This window comes from Pedobacter miscanthi (genome assembly GCF_032678605.1).
GTDB lineage: Bacteria > Bacteroidota > Bacteroidia > Sphingobacteriales > Sphingobacteriaceae > Pedobacter > Pedobacter miscanthi_A.
Genome location: NZ_JAVTSU010000001.1, coordinates 670,674 through 694,713 on the forward strand (window position 1 = coordinate 670,674; position 24,040 = coordinate 694,713).

Consider the following 24,040-nt stretch of genomic DNA (forward strand, 5'->3'; position numbering starts at 1 on the left):
AGTAGCAGTTAGTTCATTCTGGCTGCTATTTTTCAATTATATGCTGATTTTGATTTCATAAAGTATGCGTGTACTCGGCGGTCTGAAAGATGTGAAAGCACAGAATAAATACGGATTCGGGTTGTGGATCCTGAGGATGCAAGGAATATCATTATGTTTGTTTTATGAAAGAGAACCTGCGTGAACAGTTTGGTAATATCGATATTTATTTATTTGATCAGCTTTTAAAAGGTACCTACGATGATTGCCGAACCATTCTGGATGCCGGGTGCGGGCAGGGAAGGAATGTAGAATATTTTCTGCGTTCGGGATATGAAGTTTACGGTGTCGATTCCTCGGCAGGCAATATTGTAAAGATTAAACAACTGGCGGCACCTTATGCTGATAACACTTCTTCGGAAAATTTCAGGGTCGAATTGGTCGAAAAGCTTTCCTTTGAAGATGAAAAGTTCGACCTGGTGATCAGCAGTGCGGTGCTCCATTTCGCAAACAATATTCAGCATTTTGAAGAAATGTTAAACGATATGTGGCGGGTGATCCGTCCTGGAGGTTATCTGTTCTGTCGCCTGGCTTCTGATATCGGCATTGAAAACCTGGTCAGGTCAATCGGCAACGGAAAGTATATCCTACCCGATGAATCTGAACGGTTTTTGGTGAATCAGGAAATGTTGTTGAGGTTTACCACCAAACTTGCGGCAACTTTGCATGAGCCTATAAAAACAACCAATGTTCAGAACATGCGCTCAATGACCACCTGGTGTTTACGTAAATCATACTGATTCCCCTAAAATTACCTCCAACCGGTTTTTAAGCGGGATGGTATGGCTATCATAAAATACTTTTCAAAAGTATTTTACAATTTCGCGATACGTATCTCCACGTACCGGGAATATATTAATGCCTACTCCATTGGTGTAGATTATAGGGCATTTACTTCGAAGGCACCATAACTTACCATTTGCGCATTATGGTCTACGGTAAGCGCCAGTTTAAGTTTTTCGATCAGTGCCTTTGCTTCCGCAATGTTCCTATGGATATCATTAACGCCCCTGATCTCAATTCCTTTTGCCATCATTTTAAATTTATTGGGTTCAAATTTGTCAATGAATTTTTGAAGGTCTGCATTCATTTTTACTTGTTTTTTTAAGTTAATGTTAAATACTGCAATCCTATAATCGCAAAACAAGGCAAATGGTTTTAAAAGCAGTCAAAAAGTTTTCCAAGGATGAATGCACAGCAATATTCCAGCAGTTTTTTTTTTGATCCTTTTTTTATTAAACCTTTCTTATGGCTGCGATGTTACTTAAATAAAGCAACAGGTAAAGGGCGTGGCAATTTTAGGAAACATTAGCAAATGATCAGAAACTGATGATGATAGAAAAATTAAAAGCCATACCTGAATTTTAAAGGCAAATTTCGATATTTATTGATCACCTATTATTATCCTATGACTGAACATCAACTGAGCGGAAACGACCTGTCACCTGAAAATATTGCAGATCTCCACGCATACTGGCGTGCATCCAATTACCTGGCTGTCGGCCAGATTTACCTCCGTGCAAATCCCTTATTAAAAGAGCCCTTAAAAGCAGAACACATTAAACAGGTTTTATTAGGGCATTGGGGAACAACTCCCGGGCAGAATTTTATTTATGTTCACCTCAACCGCATAATTAAAAAGTATGATTTAAACATGATTTATGTTTCGGGGCCGGGCCATGGGGGACCGGCTATGGTGGCACAGACTTATCTGGAAGGTACCTATTCTGAAGTTTATCCCGAAATATCGCAGGATGAAGAGGGCTTAATCAAACTTTTCAAACAATTTTCCTTTCCTGGAGGCATTCCCAGTCATGTTTCGCCGGAGTGTCCGGGCTCAATTCATGAAGGCGGCGAACTAGGTTATTCACTCAGTCATGCCTTTGGTGCCGTATTCGATCATCCTTCGCTTATTGTGTCCTGTGTAGTTGGTGATGGCGAGGCAGAAACCGGCCCACTGGCAACAGCCTGGCATTCCAACAAGTTCCTCAATCCGGTTACCGATGGTGTTGTTTTACCTATACTACATCTTAACGGTTATAAAATTGCCAACCCAACCGTACTAGCCAGGATACCTGAAGAAGAACTGATCAGCCTTTTTAAAGGATATGGCTGGAAACCCTATTTACTCTCTGGTGATGATTCGGTATCTATGCACCTGGAAATGGCCAAGCTGCTTGATCAGGTGATCTCAGAGATCAAAGAAATTAAAGAAAAAGCACAAAATGGGGACGAGAGCCGTCCAAGCTGGCCAATGATTATTCTGCGAAGCCCAAAAGGCTGGACGGGACCGAAAATGGTCGACGGTCTTCAGGTGGAAGGATCATTCCGTGCACATCAGGTGCCACTTTCTGATCCGGCGCAATCGCCAGAACACCTGATACAACTTGAAGAGTGGTTGCATAGTTATAAACCGGAAGAATTATTTGATGAAAAGGGCCGGTTATTGCCTCATCTGGCGGCCCTTGTACCAGTGGCAGAACGCAGGATGGGAGCTAACCCTTACGCCAATGGTGGTTTGTTACTTAAAGATCTCCGTATGCCCGATTTTCACCGGTATGGTTTTACAATTGAGAAAAAAGGCAACATGGGGCCAGGTGATACATTGGTTTTAGGTGCTTTTATCAGGGATGTGATCAAATTGAACGAGGAAACCAGGAATTTTAGATTATTTGGCCCGGATGAAACCCTTTCCAACAAGTTAAATGCTGTTTTTGATGTTACCAACAGGCAATGGAATGCTGTTACAGTGCCTTCGGATGATCTTTTGAAAAAAGATGGACGGGTGCTTGAGATGCTCAGTGAACACCAGTGCGAAGGCTGGCTGGAAGGTTATTTGCTCACCGGACGCCATGGCTTGTTTAACTGTTATGAAGCCTTTATACATATTATTGATTCTATGTTTAACCAACATGCCAAATGGTTAAAGGTCACTGCGGGTATAGCCTGGCGACGTAAAATATCTTCACTTAATATTCTGCTGGCATCACATGTATGGCGACAGGATCACAATGGCTTTACCCATCAGGATCCAGGCTTTATTGATCATGTGGTCAATAAAAAGGCTTCGGTAGTAAGGGTTTACCTTCCTCCTGATGCCAACTGCCTTTTATCGGTTATGGACCATTGCCTGCGTAGCCGGCATTATGTAAATGTGGTGGTTGCAGGAAAACATCCATCTCCGCAATGGCTTTCTATTGAAGAGGCAACTGTACATTGTACGCGGGGAATAGGGATATGGCCATGGGCAAGCAACGACGCAGGAGAGGAGCCTGATATTGTAATGGCCTGTGCAGGCGATGTACCCACATTGGAGATACTGGCAGCAGTTTCCATACTTCGTGAGCACCTGCCCAACCTGAAGATACGGGTTGTAAATGTGGTCGACCTGATGAAACTGCAACCCGAATCGGAGCATCCGCATGGGTTAAATGATGACGATTTTGATGCCTTGTTTACCCGAAACAAACCGGTTATATTCGCTTTCCATGCTTATCCATGGCTGATACACCGGCTTACCTACCGCCGTACCAACCATTCTAATATTCATGTGCGTGGATATAAGGAAGAAGGAACCATCACTACGCCATTTGATATGACGGTACTTAATGAAATGGACCGCTTTCACCTGGTGATAGATGCCCTTAAACGTTTGCCGCAATTGGGTGCCACAAGTGCTTATTTAAAACAGGAAATGGAAGAGCAGCTGATTAAACATAAATTATTTATCCGTGAAAACGGGATAGATATGCCAGAAATCAGAACATGGCAATGGGAAACAAGAAATGATTCTGAATAGATCACTAAATTAATTGCCAGCGTTATTATCGCACCCTTTGCCATCAATATTACTTTACTCATTCAACTGTTAACCATGAAGAGATTGCTTTTGGTATCCTGCTTACTGTTATTACTGGGATCCTGTATCAAGGATGCACCTAAAAATCCGGAGGCCGATATCACTTCCTTTAGTATTGATCCCAAACAGCTCACGGGAGATACCTTTATAGATCAGGCCAATGGTAAAATTTTACTTTACCTCACTAAAGAAGCATACGAACAGGGCGTCGTACCAACCATAACCGTATCAAAAAATGCAAAAATATATCCGTCATCCGGAGAAAAGATTAATTTCAATACAACCGGACAAATTACCTATACGGTTACAGCCGAACGGCCCGAAAATAAAAAAAACTATGTTATTCAGGTGATTAATGTGGGCGACTGGAGTTTTGAGTTTGAAAAATGGGGACAGAATGACAATGATAAATGGGAGTACCCCATCGAGGATGACCTGAGTACTGTTTGGAGTTCAGGCAATGAGGGGGTAGCCATTTCAGGTGTTGCTAAAGATCCGCTCGCTTATCCAACCAGATCAACAACCGATGGTTATATGGGTACCAGGGCGGCCGAAATGGTAACCATAAAAGGTACAGCTTTATCTGCATTTGTAGGAATATACCTGTATGCCGGCTCTTTGTATATTGGTAATTTTAATCCTTCTGTAGTGTTAACACAGCCACTTGCCGCAACTGAGTTTGGTGAGCCTTATGTGGGCCTTCCAGGTCGTTTTACAGGATATTATAAATACGTTCCGGGTGCAAATTACCAGGATGAAAATCAGAATATCATTCCGGGCAGAACAGATGAATGCACGATATATGCCGTTTTATTTGAAGGTACCCAACGGTTAAACGGAACAAATATTTTAACGTCTGACCGGGTTGTTGCAAAGGCTGTGCTCAATGATGGTTCCATGAAGTCGGCTTTCACCAAATTTGATATCCCATTTGTTTACAGGCAGGGTTGGACAGCCCAGGCCGGAACAAAGATGATGATGGCCATCGTAACCTCTTCGAGTAAGGAAGGAGACCATTACCGTGGTGCCCTGGGCAGCAGGCTGGTAGTAGATCATTTAGCGGTAATTCCAAAATAATAAATCATGCGCAACATTTTATTTGTATTTATTTTAATGATTCCGGCAGGCTTTTTATTCGGCCAGGAGAAAACCAGGTTCGATATCCGAAAATTTCAGCACAGTGTATTTGTGGGTTACAACCTTGGCGGACTGGCCCCAGTATCCTTTCCTGAAAATATTCGGGAGATAAATAGCTATTCTCCAGGTTTTTCGCCCAGTTTTGGATATGAGCTGATTTATATGTTAAAGAAAAAATGGGGCCTGGGAACCGGTGTCAGGATAGATTGGAAGGCGATGGCAGTAAGGGATAGTGTTCAATATTTTCATACCCAGGTTTCTGTTGATGATGCATCTGTAGAAGGAGATTTTAGCGGGACGAATACAACAAAGGCGAAAAATATCTATCTTTCAGTGCCTGTTTATGCGGTATACAGGAGTGAGAATAACTGGAAATTTAACCTTGGGTTTTATTTTGCGCGCCTGATCAAGCCTTCTTTTTATGGAAGTGTTTCCGATGGTTATCTCCGCAAAGGAAATTCCCTCGGGGAGAAAATTACCATCGATAATGCCACGTTTGATTTCGCTAAGGAAGAAAGAAAAACCGATTATGGTATTGTTGCCGGGGCCGCTAAATCCGTTTATAAAAATTTTGCCGTTAAGGCCGATCTCCAATGGGGATTAAGGCCGGTTTTTCCGGATTCTTTTAGTGGTATCTCTTTCAATATGTACAACATTTATGCAACTTTAGGTATGTCTTATCAATTTTAACAGGTCGCTAAAAAATATTCTTTCATTTTTAACATCACAATTTGACAATGAAAAAAAAGGTACATCTTATTTTAATTCTATGCACTTTCAGTTTGGGGCTTTATGCGCAAAGTGGAAAAAACTACCTGCAGGTTTCTGGCCAGATTTGCAGGCCAACATCAGCAATGCTCGAAGTAACCAATTTCGGGTACGGTGGTGCAATCAAATGGATGCATGGCTTTTCAGAATACAACCAACAGGTAACCTTTGAGGCGGGTTATAACCGCTTTCCGGTAAAAAAACTACCCGATGGGGTGCAAGCAAATTATGCGGCGGTTCCCATTTATGTGGGCTACAGGTATCTTGCCAATAAGGTTTCTTTAGAATTGCAGGCTGGCACCTCTGTAAACAGGATCGTGGGCAGGAATGCAGAAATATCACTCAGCGAAACTAAACTCAACCTGGGTTTAGGTTTGGGTATTGGTTATGTTCTGAAAAACTTCGAATTTGGCGCAAGGTATCAGGTTACCGATGTACGGGGTACCAGGGATGATCCTACTTTCCTGAGTCTCAAACTGGCCTATAATATTCTTTTATAACAGCTATTAGGCTAACAATGACAGATGACGACTTGTTATATCTGGTCACTGATCCTGTCAATTACAGATTTAAAAAATCGACCGTCATTCCCGCCTGGGCCTATCGTGTGGACACATCTTTTTTAAATTTTTATGGCGTTATGCCAGCTTGCTTTGAAATAACACAGCCCTAACCGAAGAACTCCGTCAATCCCAAGTGGCGGAAGGATCAAAAAAACAGTTGCACAATAGGACAACTTGCACTACCAAACCTGAAACGCAGTGGTTTTGTGAAAATATCACTCAAACTTTCATTGAGCAGAAACGAGCAAAACAATTGCCGCTGTTTTTTTGATGAGCGTGGGGCAGTGAAAAGCCACATTGCCGGATTGACAAAGCGCTTTGGGTAATTGGCGCCCTAAAATGTGCAGCATTCTTGAACACCATTAAAAACAACATTAACTGTGAAAAACTACATTGCCGCCGCGGCATAGCGCGGGAAAAGAATCTTTATAATTAATTGTGTTCACACGATAGGCGCTGCAAGCCCTACCAAGGTATTACGATTATTCATACATTTTCATTTTTTTTAAAGGCATTTATGAGCACTCCTTGGTTCCCAATCAAGTTGGAAATGACGATTCTACGCACTGTCATTAAACCTCCAATGTATTTGCAAAATTCTATCCTTTATCAATAACAGATTCCAATAATCAGTCCAAAGACCGGCCATCCTTTCGACCGAGTGCAACGCCGTCGAGAAATTTATCTAGATAAATCGCTCCATTTTTTTTTGACTGTTAAGAAGTTTAGGACATTCAGGTTTTTCGGAATGTCTTTAGGTAACTGCTTTCAATAACAGTTTTATTTGAAAAACCTCTGTCAATGTCAAAGGCATCACGACCGGGATAACAGCTGGGAATTATTAAGTATTATGGAGAGATAAAACCTGAAAATTTCTCCTGTAATGCGGTTTTGTCGAAAAAAAAGCGTATTTTAAACACTACATGGAGTTTATATATTTTAATATTTTTATCATAAGTTTTGTTGCCACGCTCGTTCGTTCAACCTTTGGTTTTGGTGAGTCATTAGTCGCTGTGCCATTGTTTATTCTTTTTCTCCCAATAGAAATTGCCGTACCGCTTTCTGTTTTGATTTCAATTTTTGTTGCTTTGGTTGTGGTTATCCAGGATCATCAGCAAATACATTTCAACAGTGCAAAATGGCTCATCATATTTGCCATTTTAGGTATACCAATCGGATTAATTATTTTAATATACGGTAACGAATTTTGGGTGAAAACCGGATTAGGGTTACTCATTATCCTATATTCCCTCTATGCCATTTTTGGTAAAAACCGCCTTTCGCTAAAATCAGATAATATGTTATGGTTATTTGTTTGTGGATTTGTTTCAGGTATACTTGGTGGTGCCTATGGGGTTAATGGGCCGCCACTTGTTGTATACGGCAATATGAGAAACTGGAGCGCTAAACATTTCAGGGCAACGCTGCAAGCTTATTTCTTACCGGCAAGCACCATTGCCGCCCTCGGATATTTTGCAAAAGGCCTGATTACATTAAAAGTTTTCGAATACTTTTTAATTTCTTTGCCAGCTGTAATTCCTGCAATATTTTTAGGAAGATACCTGAACCATAAAATTAAAGACAATTCTTTTTTTAAATATATTTATTTCGGACTGATCTTAATTGGCATCTTCTTAATTGTCAACGCTGTGTTAACAGTAAAACATTTGTACGCGGGTTTTAAGGAGCAAACCTGCCCAGAAGATGTTTTGGATATAAATAGCTATGGCCAAGGATCAATTATTTCTCTTTGGTTGGTTATTGATTAAATTTTTCAACACTTAAGGAGTGCCGAAAGGAGTTGGATGTCAAAAAATACACATACCAGCACATAGGCGTAACAAACCTGTTGTTCAGATAAGCTTAACGGTGGCTTAATAATCGATTGGCTAATTTTGAGCCATTAATCGATATGGGCAACAAATCTGACATTGAGCTTTTAAAAGCCATCCAGTCTGGTGATGACAAAGCATTTAAAAATGTTTTTGATGCTTACTGGAAACGGCTCTATTCGGTAGTAATGCAGCTGGTAGATGATGAAGAGCATACGAAAGATATCCTTCAAAACACCTTTATTACCTTTTGGAATAAAAGAAACACTTTAATTATTGCCGATTCGCTCTGGCCTTACCTGGTCAAAATTGCGCGCAACGATGTAATTGATCTGTTCAGAAAAAATAAGGTACGCCTTGCAGGGGCGGAACTCCTGACCGAAGATCTGCATCATTACGATACAGTAGAACAGGTAATGATCAGGCGCGAATTGCAAACGGTTATCGATTCTGAAATCGTTAATATGCCCCTTAACATGAAATTATGTTTTGAGCTGAGCCGGCACGAAGAAAAATCTATCCGCGAAATTGCCCGCGAACTCCGCTTATCAGAACAAACCGTAAAGAACAATATCTCCGAAGCGTTGAAGCGTTTGCGGCAGCGCATAAAGTTAACATAAGTTTAATGTTCGCTTAAAGTACTTTTTGTGCTTTCGCACGCTTTATGGATGAATGAAATCCAAAGTACGAAAATTCCTTTCCCAAAAGCTGTCCGAATATCAATCGGGTACGGCCAATGATGAAGATCAGAAAATCATCGATCAGTGGTTTGCCTCCAAAGAAAAAGATAGTGCTGATCAACAGATGCAGATTGGGGAAGGAGTGGGAGAAGATATTTTCTCCGGGATCACTTCTCAAATATCAAAACAGGGACAAAAACCCAAAATCAATAAAAAATATTGGGCCATTGCAGCATCTGTTGCGCTCATTCTTGGCTTTGCTTCATTTTTTCTGCTAAAAAGTAAGGTCTATCAGGCTCCTCAACTCGAAATGGTTTATGATACTTTTGCTACAGGTAATGCCGAAATTAAAAAGATGGTGTTGCCAGATGGTACTACCATATACCTGAATGCCGGAACCGTTATCCGCATCCCCCGCGATTTTAAAGGGGCGGTAAAACGTAACGTAATGCTCGATCGCGGTGAAGCTTTTTTCGAAGTGAAGCGTGATACACTCCGCCCGTTCAGGATCGTTACTGGCCAATATACCACAACGGTACTGGGAACTTCTTTCAATATCAATGCCTATCCAGAACGTAAGGGTTATCAGGTAGCGGTGAGAACAGGGAAGGTGAGGGTAGAAAAAAGAGAAGGAAAACATGTGCTTGTTCTTGGCGAAAATCTCATCAAAAATCAGGTGTTGAGTTATAATAATGAAAACCATCAAACCACAATAGCGAATAAACCGACTGCTAAGTATGCCGATTGGAGAACCGACCGCTCTGCTTATCTCGATCAAATGGATCTGGTTCAGATTGGGCATGTGTTATCCAGACAGTATAATATTAAAGTAGAAGTGATAACCGATGGCGCTAACCTCCCTAAATACAGCCTTTCGTTAAAATATTCAGATCTCCGGCAGGTACTTGGTTACCTGGCCATCAAAACGGGGATGAATTACCAGTTAACAGATCATGCATTAATTATCAATCCAGCAAAATGACATAGCCTTTAAAAAAGAACCGGATTCCTACAGCCATAGGAACCCGGAGTACGATAATGCTGAAGCAGCACTACCGAGTTTTAATCAATTCCGAAAAATCAATTAAGCAAATAAATATGCGACATTATTACCATTTTATTAACCTTTCAAAGAGAAAAATTTTGTTTTTGGCACATTTGCCACTTATCTGCCTGTTTTTACTGGCCTCTACCAACCTCACTTTTGCCCAATCTACCGATGCCTCTATACGGGGAAAGGTAACTGACGAAAAGGGAATCGCCATCCCAGGGGCCTCTGTAGTGGTGCGCAATGAGTCTACAGGTTTCAGAACAGTAACTTCTACCAATAAAGAAGGTGCTTATGCCCTCATTCAGTTGCCGCTGGGCAAGCCTTACAGCGTTACCGTAAGCTATATCGGTTATCCTAAACAGAGCAAATCAGATCTGGCCTTAAACCAGGGCGATAATATTGTTGCTGATTTCCGTATGAGCGAATCCAATACCCAGCTGAGCGAGGTAAACGTAAGTGCCAACTCACTTTCCAAGCGTATCGACAGACTTGGATCGAGTACGGCAATTACTGCCCAGAATATTCAGCAGCTGCCTACACAGAACAGGAATTTCAATAACCTGTCTGCATTGGCGCCAACGACCAATGGAACCAATATTTCGGGGCAACGGGCTTCTTCTACCAATTACCTGATTGATGGAGCGAGCGCCAGAAATAACTTAACTTCAGGTGCAATCGGTAGCGGCCCTTATTCTTTATCGCTTGAGGCGATCAGAGAATTTGAGGTGGCCGCTAACGTATATGATGTAAGCAGGGGCCGCGAGGGCGGAGGTACAGTGTCAGCTGTAACTAAATCGGGTACCAATACCCTTACGGGCTCGGTATTTGATTATTACCGTTCTGATTTCCTGGCAAGTCCGTACGACATCAGGGGAAATAAACGCGAGCAGAAATTTACCACCAACCAATATGGTTTTAGCCTTGGCGGACCAATCATTAAGGATAAATTACATTTCTTTACTGCGTTAGACCGTCAGGATGAAAGCATGCCATTTTTTATTGCCGATATCAGAAATGATGCCGATGCAGTGAGTTTAGGGATCAGCAAAGGTGCTTTAGACAGTGTAATCAATATCGGAAGGGCCAAATACGGCCTTGGAAACGGTCCACAGGTAGGCGAATTTAAAAGAAAAACACTTGCTAACACCTTTTTTGCAAGGATCGACTGGCAAATCAACGATAAACACAGGTTAACCATCAGAAACAATTACAGCGATTGGTTAAACCCGGTAAGCAATAGCGATAACTCCAATATCAGCCTTTTTGAGGTATGGGGTGATTTTAAATCGAGCGAAAACAGTACGCTTGTTTCCCTGCGTTCTCAGCTGAGCCCATCGTTTTTAAATGAGTTTAAATTACAGTACCAAACGGCAAGCCGCGATTATGTGCCCAATAGCGAACTTCCTGCAGCAAATATCCCAAGGGCAATTGTAACGGTCCGTTCTACACTGCCAAACGGTACGCTTGGAAACAAAACCGTTCAGCTTGGTGGTCAGCGTTTCTTTCCTGAAAACAACCTAGAAAACCAGTTTCAGTTAATCAATACATCATATTACAATCTCGATAAATACAAATTTACCTTTGGTACCGACAATACCCTGACCTATATGGACACTTACATTTCGAGTGAACAGAACGGTCGGTTTATCTTCAACAGTTTGTCGGATTTTAATAACCTGAGTGCATCCAGGTATGCAAGGGAAGCACCAATTAACGGCATTCCATCGGTACAGCAGTACATTTTAAACCTTTCACTTTTCGGGCAGGTTGAATTTGACATTGCAAAAGATATCAACGCCATGTTTGGTGTGCGTTACGATGTAACCAGTTTCCTTACCCAGGCAGATTATAACCCGGTTGTAGAACGTACACTTGGTTTGCGTACCGATAGTAAAATTACCGATGCAGGTAAAGTACAGCCACGTTTCCAGTTGACATGGGACATCAACAATGAGAAAAAAGACATTATCCGCCTGGGTGGAGGTTTATTCTCATCTTACCCGGTAAACTATGCGCAGGTAAACAACATCCAGAACAGCGGAACGAAAGTGGCTTCTATCGATGTTTCAAGACCAGCTTCAGGGCCAAGTTTGGTACCAACACCTGATTTCCCATTATACCGTAGAGATCCTTCGGCAGCACCGGGCATTATCGCGGGTGTACCATATGTTTCGACCATCAACCTGAATGATCCGAACCTTAAAATGCCATCGATCTTTAAAGCAAATTTAAGCTACAACAAAATCATTGGCGACCGCTTAAGGCTTGGTGTTAACCTGCTGTATTCTTATACAAAGAACAATTATGTTTATCTGGACAAGAATATGGTAGATAATCCATATTTCACCCTTACAAACGAAGAAAACCGTGGTGTTTTTGTTCCTGCAGCCTCTATTACTGCCTCGGGCATTACCAATAACGTGTTGGGAAGGAAAACAAATGAGGTAGGTAGGGTATTAATGCTCACCAACGGCGCTACCCTTGAGCAGAAAGCCATGATCCTGGATGCAAGTTTCCGTTACCTAAAGGATGGCTATATCAATGTGAGTTATACCTTAAACGATGCTAAAGATAATTCATCTTATAATGGAAACGTAGCCAATACTTCAACTTTCAGACCGGTAAAATCAGATCCACGCGATCTTTCGCAGGTTGTTTATTCTGATAACCAGTTCAGGAATAAACTGGTTGTTTACGGAAGTACACCAACCTGGAAAGGATTTTCGATGGCCGCTACTTTTAGGGGAATCGGTGGAACGCGTTATTCGCTGAGCGTAGATGCTGATATTAACGGTGATTTTGTAGGCGGTCCGGGTAACGACAACGACCTTGCTTTTGTATTTGATCCGAACAGTCCGCTTACCAGTGCAGCCAACAAAGCTTCGATGGAAAAGGTGCTAAACAATCCTGATAACAGGGCTAAAGAATATATTCTGAAAAGCCTGGGCAAAATTGCAGACAGAAATGCCGGTATTAACCCATTTTCGGGAACTTTTGATATCCGCGTGCAAAAGGAGTTTAAAACTTATAAGAGCCAAAAGTTGACCTTAAGTTTTGATGCCTTCAACTTTGCCAATTTATTGAACAAAAAATGGGGCGTAAACTATAACCTGGGCGATCAGACCTTACTTACCGTAACCAAATTTGATCAGGTTAAAAAACAATATGAGTACCGTGTAAACGAAAATGTTGGCGTAACCCAGGCCGCTGGAACACCTTATCAGATCCAGCTTGGTGCAAGATATTCATTTTAAAAAACAGAACATAATTGATGGATTCACGTAGAGATTTTATAAAAAAGGCAGCCCTCCTATCAGGAGGCGCTGCCTTAACTGGTATGTTGCCACCGGCAATAGAAAAGGCCCTGGCTATAAACCCTGCATTGGGCAGTACCTTTTATGATGCAGAACATGTTGTTTTTCTGATGCAGGAGAACCGCTCTTTTGACCATGTTTTTGGCTTAATGCAGGGGGTAAGGGGCTTTAACGACCCGCGGGCGATTGAGCTACCCAATAAGAATAAAGTCTGGCTGCAATCTAATAAAGAAGGCGAAACTTATGCACCCTGGCACCTGGATATAAAGGATACGAAAATTGCCTGGATGGGATCTACTCCGCACAACTGGACCGACCAAACCGATGCTCGTAATGGTGGAAAGTATGATAAATGGCTGGATGTGAAAAAGGCCTATAAACCAACCTATGCACACATGCCATTAACCATCGGTTATTGCAAACGTGAGGATTTCCCTTTTTATTATTCGCTTGCCGATGCCTTTACCGTTTGCGACCAGAATTTCTGTTCGGTGATAGCAGGTACCCACCCAAACCGTTATTACTGGATGACGGGTACCGTGAGGGAAAACAATACGCCTGATGGGAAAGCACACTTATGGAACATCAGCAATTATGATAAACCTACCTTAAACTGGAAAACCTATCCCGAACGCCTGGAAGAAAATAACGTATCGTGGAAAATTTACCAGAACGAGCTCACCATGGGCTTTGGCCTGAACGGCGAATCGAGTGCCTGGCTCAGTAACTTCGGTACCAATGTAATCGAATATTTTGAGCAGTACAATGTGCGCTTAAATCCTGGTGCCATTGCCAACCTTAAAGAAAAAAAGGAGTCGTTGTTAAAACAGATTGCCGATTCATCAAAAGAAAACCTAAGCGAAGAAGAACGCACAAAGGTTGAGGCCCTGCGCAAACTCCTGCTCAAAACAGAAAATGAGGAAAAGGAATATACAATGGAAAACCATGCCGGCCTTTCTGAAAAAGCTAAAAACTTAAACGCAAAGGCATTCAGCGTAAATGCCAATGATCCGGATTTCCATTCGCTTACTGCAATGAAATATGATGAAAAGGGTGTAGAAAGAGAACTGAACATTCCAAAAGGCGACATTTTGCATCAGTTCAGAAAAGATGTAGATGAAGGGAAATTGCCTACAGTTTCATGGCTGATGACCCCGGCAAACTTTTCCGATCACCCAGGGGTGCCCTGGTTCGGTTCGTGGTTTGTAAGCGAAGTAATGGAAATTCTTACTAAAGACCCCGAAAAATGGAAAAAGACCATTTTTATCATGACTTATGATGAGAATGATGGCTATTTTGACCATGTACCTCCCTTTGTACCACCACACCCTTTTAAAGAAAATGCCGGTAAGGTTTCGACAGGGCTGGATACTAAACTGGATTATGCCGCGAAAGACCAGCAGACCAATCCATCAATGAAAGAAAGCAATATCAGGGAAAGTCAGATCGGCTTAGGTTATCGAGTGCCTATGGTAATTGTATCGCCCTGGACCAGAGGGGGATATGTATGTTCTGAAGTGTTCGATCATACTTCTTCATTGCAGTTTTTAGAAACCTTTATCGGGAAAAAATACGGAAAAAAGGTAATTGAAGAGAACATTTCGCCCTGGAGAAGAACAGTTTGTGGCGATCTTACATCGGTATTCAGACCGTATAATGGCGAAAAAATTGCCTATCCAAAAGGCCTGGAGAAGGAACCTTTTATGGAAAAAATCTATTCGGCCAAATTCAAAGATCTGCCTGATAATTATAGAAAACTGAACGCTGATGAAATCAAGGCCATAAATACAGATCATAGTACATCACCTTATTTTCCACAACAGGAAAAAGGAATCAGATCATCCTGCGCCCTGCCATACGAATTGTATGTTGACGGAAAGCTGGAAAACGGAAAATATCAGGTAGGTTTTTCTGCCGGCAACACTGTTTTTGGTAAAAAAGCAGTTGGATCACCTTTTACGGTATATGCCATGAACCCTTATAAAGATGAAGCCCTTAGGGTTTGGGATTATACAGTAAAAGCCGGAGATCGCATTCAGGATGAATGGCAGTTAAATGATTTTAGCAATGGCCAGTACCATTTGCGTGCTTATGGACCAAACGGATTTTTCAGGGAATTTAAAGGAGATGGTAAAAACCCGGCAATAACCATTAAATGCACTTACCAGAAAGATTTAACTAAAACCGCATTAAATGGAAACGTGGTGGTTTTATTGCATAACGAAGGGGCTGTAGCCCTTGAGTTAATGATCGAAGATATGGCCTATAAAACGGGTAAACACCTGGTGAAAGTTGCTGCAAAAAGCAGTACATCATTGATGCTAAACCTAAACAAAAGCCATAACTGGTACGATTTTCAGGTGATTTTAAAAGGGAATAAGGTTTTTATGGAAAGATTTGCCGGAAGGGTAGAGACAGGAAAAGAGACTAAAACAGACCCGTTAATGGGTAAAATGGTTTAAAAATCACAAATGCGCACCCTGATCATCTTTTTTTCCTTATTATCTTCGGCTGTTTTTGCGCAGACCACAAGAACGGTTTTAACCGGTAGGGTGAGGGATGCTCAGGGTGCTGCACTTCCAGGTGTTACCGTTACCCTTACCTATGAAACCACAGGCACGGTGTATGGATGTGCAACCAATGCTGCAGGAGGTTATCTGGTTCCGGGAGTGATGCCAGGAGGACCATACCGCCTGGAAATCAAAAGAATTGGACTGCAAAAGTACCAGCGCCCGGGTTTATATTTTAAACTTGATGAGCCAATGGTAATCGACGTGGTGCTAAATGAAGAAATCCTGATATTGGCCGATGTAAGGGTTGGTGCTACGAAAAAAGATAGTCTTGATAAATCTTTTATTGGTGCCGGAGCTTTTAATATCGGCGCTCGTAAAATGATGCTGTTACCTACCATTAAACGTGGGCTTCCTGATTTTATAAGGCTTACTCCGCAGGCTTTTGGATCGGCTATAGCAGGAGGCAATTACCGGCAGAATTTTATTACAATTGATGGATCAGAATTTAACAACAACTTCGGTGTCGGCGATAACCTGCCTGGTAACGGTGCCCAGCCTATCTCCCTCGATGCCATTGCTGAGATTTCGATCAATAATGCACCCTATAATGCCATCTGGGAATCGGGCTTTATCGGAAGTGCCCTTAATATTTTAAGCCGTTCAGGCAGCAACAACACAGCCGGAGCGGTATATTCTTATTTCCGTGGCAGCCGTAGTTATGGGTACAAGGTAGGCGGAGAATCTATAGACAAAAGACCGGGAAGTTATTCCCTTTTGGGGGCAAGGATGGGAGGGGCCATCATTAAAAACCGTCTTTTTTATTTTTTAAGTATTGAACAGGAGAAAGAAGTATATCAGTCTCAAACCTTTAGTGCGGCTACCGGTAGTCAGGATTATGGCAGCAGCCCTAATATTGCACGGCCTACGGTTACCGAGCTCGATGCAATCAGTTCGTATCTGGCCAGCCATTATGGTTACCTTACAGGGCCATATCAGGGCTACAATTTTACGGTGGCCGGCAACAGGTTTCTTGCCCGTATAGATTGGAATATTGCACGCAACAATACCCTGAGCATCCGTTATAACCAATTGATAAGTAACAAACCCGAATTGGTTAACGCCTCACGAAGTCCACTTACCCCGTTTGCAGCGAGTGCCGGAAGACGGAGTTTAAATGCCTTACCCTTTAGTAACGCTAATTTCGATACCCGTTCTAACTTTTATTCGCTTGCTGCCGAATGGAACAAACGGCTTTCCAATACGCTCAGCAATACCATGCGGGCTTCTTATACCCACCAGAATGAATACCGGACTTCCGAAAGTCAGCTTTTTCCATTTGTTGATATCATGAAAGATGGCTTACCCTTTACTTCATTTGGTTATGAGCCTTTTTCGCTGAACAATAAAAGAGCGGTAACCTTACTTTCATTAACTGATATTATACATTGGAAACCCGGCAAAAATAGCTGGGATTTTGGTTTTCAGGCAGATTACATGAATACCAGCAATAGTTATATGCCATTTGGTACAGGATATTATACTTTTTCCTCATGGGATGATTTTGTAAGCGGCAAAAAACCTGTCGATTATGCCCTTACCTATACTACCGAAGGAAAAGATACATCACCCAGTTACACTTTCGATTACCTGAATTACTCTGCTTTTTTGCAGCACACCGTAAATCTGGGCTCAAATATTGTGATTAACATTGGCTTGAGGGGTGATATCTCCGCTTATACCAAACCTCTGCCTGATAATAAGGCCTTATCCCAGCTTGTATTTTCGAACGGGCAACAGGTAAATACTGCTTTACTACCCAGGCCGGCACTATTGCTATCACCACGGATAGCATTTAAATATGATCTTTTTGGAGATAATGGCTATGTTTTAAAAGCAGGAACGGGAATTTTCACAGGGAGGATTCCTTTTGTATGGGTCATCAGCCAGGCAAGGTATTCAGGAGTAGGCCAGATCAGTCAAACCTGGCAGGGGCAATCCAATACGCCAACTGTTTTTGATCCCGATTATCACCAACCGGCCCTGCGCAAAGGGAGTGATGTACTTCCATCGGTAAGCAGTATCCTTTCTAATGATTTTAAAATGCCACAGAGCTGGAAATCGAGTATCGGTTTAGATGTGGTACTTCCTGCCGGCATTCAAGCAAAAATGGAACTGGTTTACAATAACGATATCCGCGGTATTTTGTTCCACGACCTCAACCTTGTCAATCCTGTTCCGTTGAATATTCCCGAGTATCCGGATCACAGGCTTGTTTATCCAAGGGCAAACAAAGATAAGTTCATCAATCCGTTAAATGCTTCCGGCCAACGCGATCCAACGGGGAATTCTGCCATGAATGTGGTTTCGATTTCCAATTCTTCCGGTGGTTATTACCTTTCTTTTATGGGAAGCCTGAACAGGAAATTTAAAAGTGGGTTAGATATATCAATAGCTTATGTAAGGAGCAGGGCAAAAAATTACAACGATGGAGATGGCGACCAGACACTTTCGGCCCTTAATGCCACGCCTTCGGTGAATGGGATTAATAACCCCGCATTAGGATATGCCGGATATGTAGCGCCAAACCGGATTGTTTCTTCAGTAACCCTGCCATTAAAAATTTCCCGTGCCATAACCTTAAATTTCGGCATGGTTTATCAGGGAAGTTCTGAAGGACGGTTTTCTTATACCTATTCTCGGGATCTGATTGGGGATGGTACCAACAGATCGCTCATCTATATTCCGAAAAACCCAGCTGAAATTACTTTTTCCACACTTACGGTTTCTACAGTTAACGGAAACCTCAACTATAGTCCTGAGGAGCAGAACAGGGCTTTTTTCAGTTATATTGAACAGGATAAATACCTGAGGTCAAAAATGGGCGAATACGCAGAACGCAATGGCGCACTTTTGCCATGGAGGCACCAGATTGACCTGAGGTTTAGCAGTACATTTGGATTAAATGGAAAGGATAAAAAACACAACCTGGAGCTTAGTGCAGATATATTTAATGTAGGTAACCTGCTCAACAGCAGCTGGGGATTGAAAAAACTGGTTAACAGCAGCGCTTTACTGATTCCCGTTAATCTGGATAAAGTACAACCCAACGGAACAGTGATGCCGTCTTTTCAATTGGCTACTGTTGGTGGCAAACTGGTTAACGAAACCTTCAGGAACGATTACAGCATTAATTCGACCTATTTGATACAGTTCGGCATCAGATATACCTTTGATTAGGTGGCATTTTAGTTTTTAGCGGAACCGGTACTTAATTTACAAAAATAAAATTGTCCTGTTCAGCATAATTGATAAACTTTTGCTGAACGGGACATTAGAGAGCTTAGCGGTAATTTATGGAATAGGAGGTATTCATCAGTTTATTCCTTTTTCGAATTTTACTTAAAAAAAGATTAGTTTTTGATCATATCTGATACATATTTCTTGATCTGCTGTTTATAGGCGCTTACCTGTTCGGCATTTTTGGTTTTTTCGGCAATCCGCAATGCTTTTACCCGGTATTGTAAACCTTCAAGGTGTTCGCCCAGGTTCTGTAATATTAAATTGAAAGTGCTGTTAAAAATAGCGTTCTCAGGTGAGGCAATGAGGGTACGTGCAGACCATAACTTAGCACTTTTTAATGCCGCAGTATCTCCGTATTTGTTATAATTCTGGCCAATGTAAGCTGCGATATCGTTCAACTGTTCATCTGCGTAACTCGCTGCTGCGTACTGGCCTCCTGTGTAAACAAATCTGTCCCATACTTTTTTATCGTCCTCTACCAGGCTATTTAACCAGGTTGTTTGCAAGGTAAGTTTGTTCTGTAAAACTGCATCACCCATGTATAAGGTCGGCCGGTCGCGGTTATAATATTCATTGGTCACCCTGATTTTAAATTCCTCCGGATCAATACCCACAAAGGTTTTTTTACCCGGTGCAACGTAAGCCGGGATGGTTTCGGATATGTTGGGCAGGCGAAGTAAAAGCTGATGGGCGCCATTAAGTGGAATATCCATACTGAAAGTGCCATCGGCGTTAACCGGCATCCGTTTTTCAAACGACTGGCCGCTATTTAATGCTCTTAATTCTATAACGGCATCAATTCCTTTGGCAGGCACAAAGTCTTTAATATAACCACTAAAGTACGCTTTGCCCGATGTGGTGTCGGCCTGTGTATAATTCTGCAGTTTCCCGGTATCTGATAATGGCTTATTGGTTTCACCAAGACTGCAAAGTTCCAGGCTTTTATCATTGGTACCTATAAGGCAGTTGCCGGTAGCGGCATCCATTTTTGCAAAAATGGTTTCGGTTTTTCCTCCATTAATGATGCTGATAGCGAAACCGTCGTTTTCTTTTTTAATATTACTGTAATCCCATACTTTACCCTTATAAGCAATCTTGCTGTTATAAATACCAATCAGCCATTCATTGCTGCCATCGGTTTTTAGCCAGTTGCCCTGCATTTCTACTGGTAACTGGTTGTAAAAAACAGTGTTTCCGATAAATATATTGCCATATCGGATACCGCCCTGTGCTCCAAGTGTGTTCCATACCCTTATGGCTATGGTATTCTTTTCATTGGATTTTACCAGTTTTGCAGGAATGTAGTAAGAACGGTATTTCTTCCACTGGTTCCACTTACTCGTATCGGCATTATCATTGCCGGGGCGTTTGCTGATGTACAGTTTAAGCGGTTCGCCGTTAAAATAAACTTCGCAATCATCATCTGCTTGTCCGAGGTTAAAAAAATAAGTTTCCTGTGCCGTTAACGTAACCTCTTTTCGGTACCAGCCATATCCCAGGTAGTTGATGTCCCAATCCCAAACCGGTAGTATTCTATTGTCCCAGCTTGCAGTGTTTACTTTAGGCTTTGCCCATTTAGGGTTGTCACCTTTTTTAAAACTCCAGCTGCCATTTAGTTCTATGATGCTGTTTTTTTGGCCATAGCAAGCCAGGGCAAGCGTAAAGCACGCTATGCATAACATAATTTTTTTCATGAGATTTATCTGCTTTTTAGATGGATTTCTAAGACTCCGTTAATGCCCTCGTCTCCATATTTATCCAGGGCTTCTTTGCCTGTAATGGTAACGATGCTTTCTATTAAATTGTTGATATTGGCCATTGATGGAAGCGCCCTGTTAATCGCTACCTGTTGTTCATCACTGAGTTTGGTGCCGTTCAGGAAAAATACGCATTTTGGTTTGTTGACCGCTGATAGCATAAATTTCAGTAGTGATGCTGCATTGTTGTTTACCGTTGGCTGGCGTTCTTTAAATAGTGAGATAATAATGGCACCACTTTTTCCTTTTTCGCCGTAGGCTTCCGTAGCCTCTTTTTCCTTTAATACCGTTACTGTTTTGATATCATCAGGGTTAATGAGTTTAAAATCGGCATAAGTGATGGGTTTTCCATCAACAATGCATATGGGCGTACCTTCTTTTCCGGTAATTATTTCCTGTTGGTCTGCCCGCGCAACAGAACTGCCCGGAGCATGATCTGATAAGGTTAAAGGTGCCGAAACCGCTTTATCAGGTTGTTTCTCTTTTTTTACAGGCAGATCCTCCTTAACCGGACCGGATATTTTGTTTACCTGTTTTTTTATAAAGCTGCCCAGCTTCTCTGTAGACATGGCCTGAATGTTTTCAGCTATTCCCGGTTTTGCAAAGGCAATTATCGAGAACGTGCTGAGTACCACAATGCAAAGGTATTTCAGGCTTGCCCATGGGGCAGAACGTTGCCTAAGCATCATTTTAATCCGTACAGCAAGTTTGCTCTGGTTAAAGGTGTTGGCAATGGAATATATTTTTTCGCCAGCCGCCTTTCTGATGAGCAGTAACTGGTATGCTTTGGCATCAACTCCCTGACTGATCAGTGCACTGTCGACTTCGAATTCGTGTGTGTCTTTTAACTCCTGGGTTAATAGCCGTACCGCCGGATTGAACCAGAACAAAATGATGGTTATTTCGGTGAGTAAAAGATCTAACGAATGACGCCTTTCAAGATGGATGAGTTCGTGCTGTATAATGATTTCCGGGTTACCGGCATATTCTTTTTCTGACAGCACAATATACTTACCCCAGCTAAAAGCAGGGTGTTGCTGCGTAGTAACGGCAATGATATATTTACCAAAAGGCATTTGTTTAGCACTGTTTGCCAGTTTATATATTCGAATAAAATTAATGCCGCTGATAATCAACTGAACAAAAAAGCCGATAAAATAAATGCAAAACAGTAGTGGGTAAATGATTTCGGCAAGCCCGGTGGTAAATCCGCCCGATTGCGTTGGCTGTTTAAACAATAACTGCTCAAAATTATGTACGCGAACCGGCAAAGCTGCCACGCTAGGGGCAGATATGGTAAGCTGCATTGCGGGGATAATCATGGAAGCTACAATGATGCTTAACAGGATAAAGCGGTTTGCACGGTGAAAGGTCTCCTTGCTGAGGAACATTTTATAAGCCAGGTAAAATGCGATCAGGCAAAAAGACGACTTAATGATGTGGATGAAGAACAGGCCCATAACGTTATTTTTTTTGGTTTTTTTCTACCTCTTCAATTAGTTTTTTCAATTCTGCAATACTGATATTCTCCTCTTCGATTAATGCCGATACCACCCTTTTATAAGAACTGTTAAAGTATTTGCTGACTACGCTTTGGAGCGTGCCGCGGTTATATCCTTCCAGAGAGATCGCCGGATGGTACTGATGGCTTGAACCAAAGGCAGTAAAACCGAGAAAACCTTTGTCCTGTAAAGAACGGGCCATAGTGGATAAGGTATTGAAATGAGGTTTTGGTTCGTCGTATAACTCTTGTAACTGTTTAACAAACAAAGGGCCATGCGCCCAGAAATATCCCATTACCTCTTCTTCTTTCGCTGTTAATTTATTCATGGTACAAATTTATTTTTTGTAAATATAACTATATGATCTAGTTTTGCAACTATATTTTTTAGTTTATAAACTATTTTTTGTAGTTTAAATTTTAATTTACTTATTATTAGTTATTTAATTAATTATTAGTCATTATTTTTTTTGAAAAAATATTTATGATCGTTGTTAATCTATAAGTTTTAAACAGATTTATCCTCACACAGCGTGCCTGCTTTAGCATTAACGTAGGCATATTAGCTCTACGATATAAATAATAAAGTAACCCATTTGAAGGATACCGATAAGGGAAGGGTTTATAACCATATACAACCAGAAGAACAAACCGTAGTTGGCCCGTTAGATAATGACATGTAATGCTTATATCATGATGGATTGTATGGAAAAAAGAAAATCCGCGAGATTATTGAAATTTCGCGGATTCTTTTAAAGATTTGTGGAGCCGAAGGGAGTCGAACCTTTCCTTTAATCGCTTGTTTATCAGATAATTAAAATCATTTTTGGTTCCTTTCAGCCAAAAACTCACCTCTATTTTTTTAGTGCAAATTCTTTATCATAAAGATACAAAAATATGATTGTTTTGTATGCAACAATTTATTCAAATTACAAACTTCTTAATTAATATTCCCTCAACTGAAAGAGCTGGGTAAGAGCGAAATGTCGGTGTACTATGCTCTGGTGGATAAACCAGAATAGATTGACCCCGTCTCGCCAGAAATATATTCACTGTAAATTATTGTTTGTCTTTACGTTAGTGTTTTGACGGAAAGGGGTTAATTGGATTGGTTTTTCTATCCTAATCTTAAATATATCGGGCCAATATCAAACCCTGGAAAAAATGGGAGGAGAGTAGTTTTTGCGAAAATATTCTAGCTCTATACTATTGATATTGTTTCGCGCATAGAACGTGAGTTGGAGGGATCAACTAAATGTTTAATATTAGAGATGCTTGTATTCAGTACAGAATATAGCCTTTTCATAGATAAACATGGTGTAATCATAATACAGTCGTAAACGTTATTTCAAGACAGGTAACATTATATATCTTTATAAAAATCTTAATCAAAAAAAACATGAAAACAACGATTAAAACGGCGCTGTTCGTATTGATAGCAGCTCTTGGTTTTTTCAATCTGAAGATTGATAAGGCTACAAAATCTGAAGCGAGCCTATCTTTTGTAGAAAACTCCGCATCTGCCAATTTTGAGGCCGAAGAAAGTAAAGGCTATTTTCTTAAAGATGAAATTACCTCCCATGTTAAAAACACAATAACAAAGCCTGGAGGTGGGACATGCGTGGTAACTTATGATCAGGTTATTGTAAGCTGTCTTGGAGAGGGCAGTCAGAGATGTACCCCATCTGTTGTAAAAAGCAACGAGCATTCGACCTGTTAACTGATA

Annotated in this window: 16 protein-coding genes; 12 read left to right on the top strand and 4 right to left on the bottom strand. The window is 41.4% G+C overall.

The window, feature by feature from the left end:
- Nucleotides 1-164 precede the first annotated feature (164 nt).
- Complete coding sequence (locus R2R28_RS02580; RefSeq protein WP_316824146.1) at nucleotides 165-779, top strand: class I SAM-dependent methyltransferase; 615 nt, start codon at nucleotides 165-167, stop codon at nucleotides 777-779.
- Between the two features lie 140 nt (nucleotides 780-919).
- Here R2R28_RS02580 and R2R28_RS02585 read toward each other — a convergent pair whose 3' ends face one another.
- On the bottom strand, nucleotides 920-1,129 hold the full coding sequence (locus R2R28_RS02585) for a hypothetical protein (protein WP_316824147.1): 210 nt from the start codon (nucleotides 1,127-1,129) through the stop codon (nucleotides 920-922).
- A gap of 318 nt (nucleotides 1,130-1,447) precedes the next feature.
- Here R2R28_RS02585 and R2R28_RS02590 point away from each other — a divergent pair, with 318 nt between their 5' ends.
- The 10 genes from R2R28_RS02590 to R2R28_RS02635 all read left to right on the top strand — a co-directional run bounded on the left by R2R28_RS02590 (nucleotide 1,448) and on the right by R2R28_RS02635 (nucleotide 18,993).
- Nucleotides 1,448-3,838, top strand: a complete 2,391-nt coding sequence (locus R2R28_RS02590; RefSeq protein ID WP_316824148.1) for a phosphoketolase family protein — start codon at nucleotides 1,448-1,450, stop codon at nucleotides 3,836-3,838.
- A 75-nt stretch (nucleotides 3,839-3,913) separates the two neighbouring features.
- Nucleotides 3,914-4,975, top strand: a complete 1,062-nt coding sequence (locus R2R28_RS02595; protein ID WP_316824149.1) for a PCMD domain-containing protein — start codon at nucleotides 3,914-3,916, stop codon at nucleotides 4,973-4,975.
- Between the two features lie 6 nt (nucleotides 4,976-4,981).
- A complete protein-coding gene (locus R2R28_RS02600) occupies nucleotides 4,982-5,725 on the top strand; it encodes a porin family protein (RefSeq protein WP_316824150.1) in 744 nt (247 codons plus the stop codon).
- A gap of 47 nt (nucleotides 5,726-5,772) precedes the next feature.
- On the top strand, nucleotides 5,773-6,303 hold the full coding sequence (locus R2R28_RS02605; RefSeq protein WP_316824151.1) for an outer membrane beta-barrel protein: 531 nt from the start codon (nucleotides 5,773-5,775) through the stop codon (nucleotides 6,301-6,303).
- 986 nt (nucleotides 6,304-7,289) lie between these two features.
- Nucleotides 7,290-8,135: a sulfite exporter TauE/SafE family protein gene (locus tag R2R28_RS02610; protein WP_316824152.1), complete on the top strand. Its 846-nt coding sequence runs from the start codon at nucleotides 7,290-7,292 to the stop codon at nucleotides 8,133-8,135.
- 143 nt (nucleotides 8,136-8,278) lie between these two features.
- The gene (locus tag R2R28_RS02615) at nucleotides 8,279-8,818 is read left to right on the top strand and encodes an RNA polymerase sigma factor (RefSeq protein ID WP_316824153.1); all 540 of its coding nucleotides are present in this window, start codon (nucleotides 8,279-8,281) and stop codon (nucleotides 8,816-8,818) included.
- 52 nt (nucleotides 8,819-8,870) lie between these two features.
- The gene (locus tag R2R28_RS02620) at nucleotides 8,871-9,860 is read left to right on the top strand and encodes a FecR family protein (protein ID WP_316824154.1); all 990 of its coding nucleotides are present in this window, start codon (nucleotides 8,871-8,873) and stop codon (nucleotides 9,858-9,860) included.
- 116 nt (nucleotides 9,861-9,976) lie between these two features.
- Nucleotides 9,977-13,183 (top strand): TonB-dependent receptor, encoded by a 3,207-nt coding sequence (locus R2R28_RS02625; RefSeq protein ID WP_316824155.1) that lies wholly within the window; start codon nucleotides 9,977-9,979, stop codon nucleotides 13,181-13,183.
- A 17-nt stretch (nucleotides 13,184-13,200) separates the two neighbouring features.
- Nucleotides 13,201-15,705: a phosphocholine-specific phospholipase C gene (locus R2R28_RS02630; protein ID WP_316824156.1), complete on the top strand. Its 2,505-nt coding sequence runs from the start codon at nucleotides 13,201-13,203 to the stop codon at nucleotides 15,703-15,705.
- Nucleotides 15,706-15,714: 9 nt separating this feature from the next.
- On the top strand, nucleotides 15,715-18,993 hold the full coding sequence (locus tag R2R28_RS02635) for a TonB-dependent receptor (RefSeq protein WP_316824157.1): 3,279 nt from the start codon (nucleotides 15,715-15,717) through the stop codon (nucleotides 18,991-18,993).
- 173 nt (nucleotides 18,994-19,166) lie between these two features.
- Here the strand turns inward: R2R28_RS02635 and R2R28_RS02640 are convergent, their stop codons facing one another.
- From R2R28_RS02640 to R2R28_RS02650, 3 genes are read right to left on the bottom strand one after another with little or no spacing between them, the layout of a single operon-like run.
- Nucleotides 19,167-20,750 (bottom strand): hypothetical protein, encoded by a 1,584-nt coding sequence (locus R2R28_RS02640; protein ID WP_316824158.1) that lies wholly within the window; start codon nucleotides 20,748-20,750, stop codon nucleotides 19,167-19,169.
- Between the two features lie 5 nt (nucleotides 20,751-20,755).
- On the bottom strand, nucleotides 20,756-22,273 hold the full coding sequence (locus R2R28_RS02645) for a M56 family metallopeptidase (RefSeq protein ID WP_316824159.1): 1,518 nt from the start codon (nucleotides 22,271-22,273) through the stop codon (nucleotides 20,756-20,758).
- A 4-nt stretch (nucleotides 22,274-22,277) separates the two neighbouring features.
- Entirely contained in the window at nucleotides 22,278-22,643 is a 366-nt protein-coding gene (locus R2R28_RS02650; protein WP_316824160.1) for a BlaI/MecI/CopY family transcriptional regulator, read from the bottom strand.
- 1,070 nt (nucleotides 22,644-23,713) lie between these two features.
- Between R2R28_RS02650 and R2R28_RS02655 the strand changes: the two genes are divergently transcribed.
- On the top strand, nucleotides 23,714-24,034 hold the full coding sequence (locus tag R2R28_RS02655) for a hypothetical protein (protein WP_316824161.1): 321 nt from the start codon (nucleotides 23,714-23,716) through the stop codon (nucleotides 24,032-24,034).
- Nucleotides 24,035-24,040: the final 6 nt, after the last annotated feature.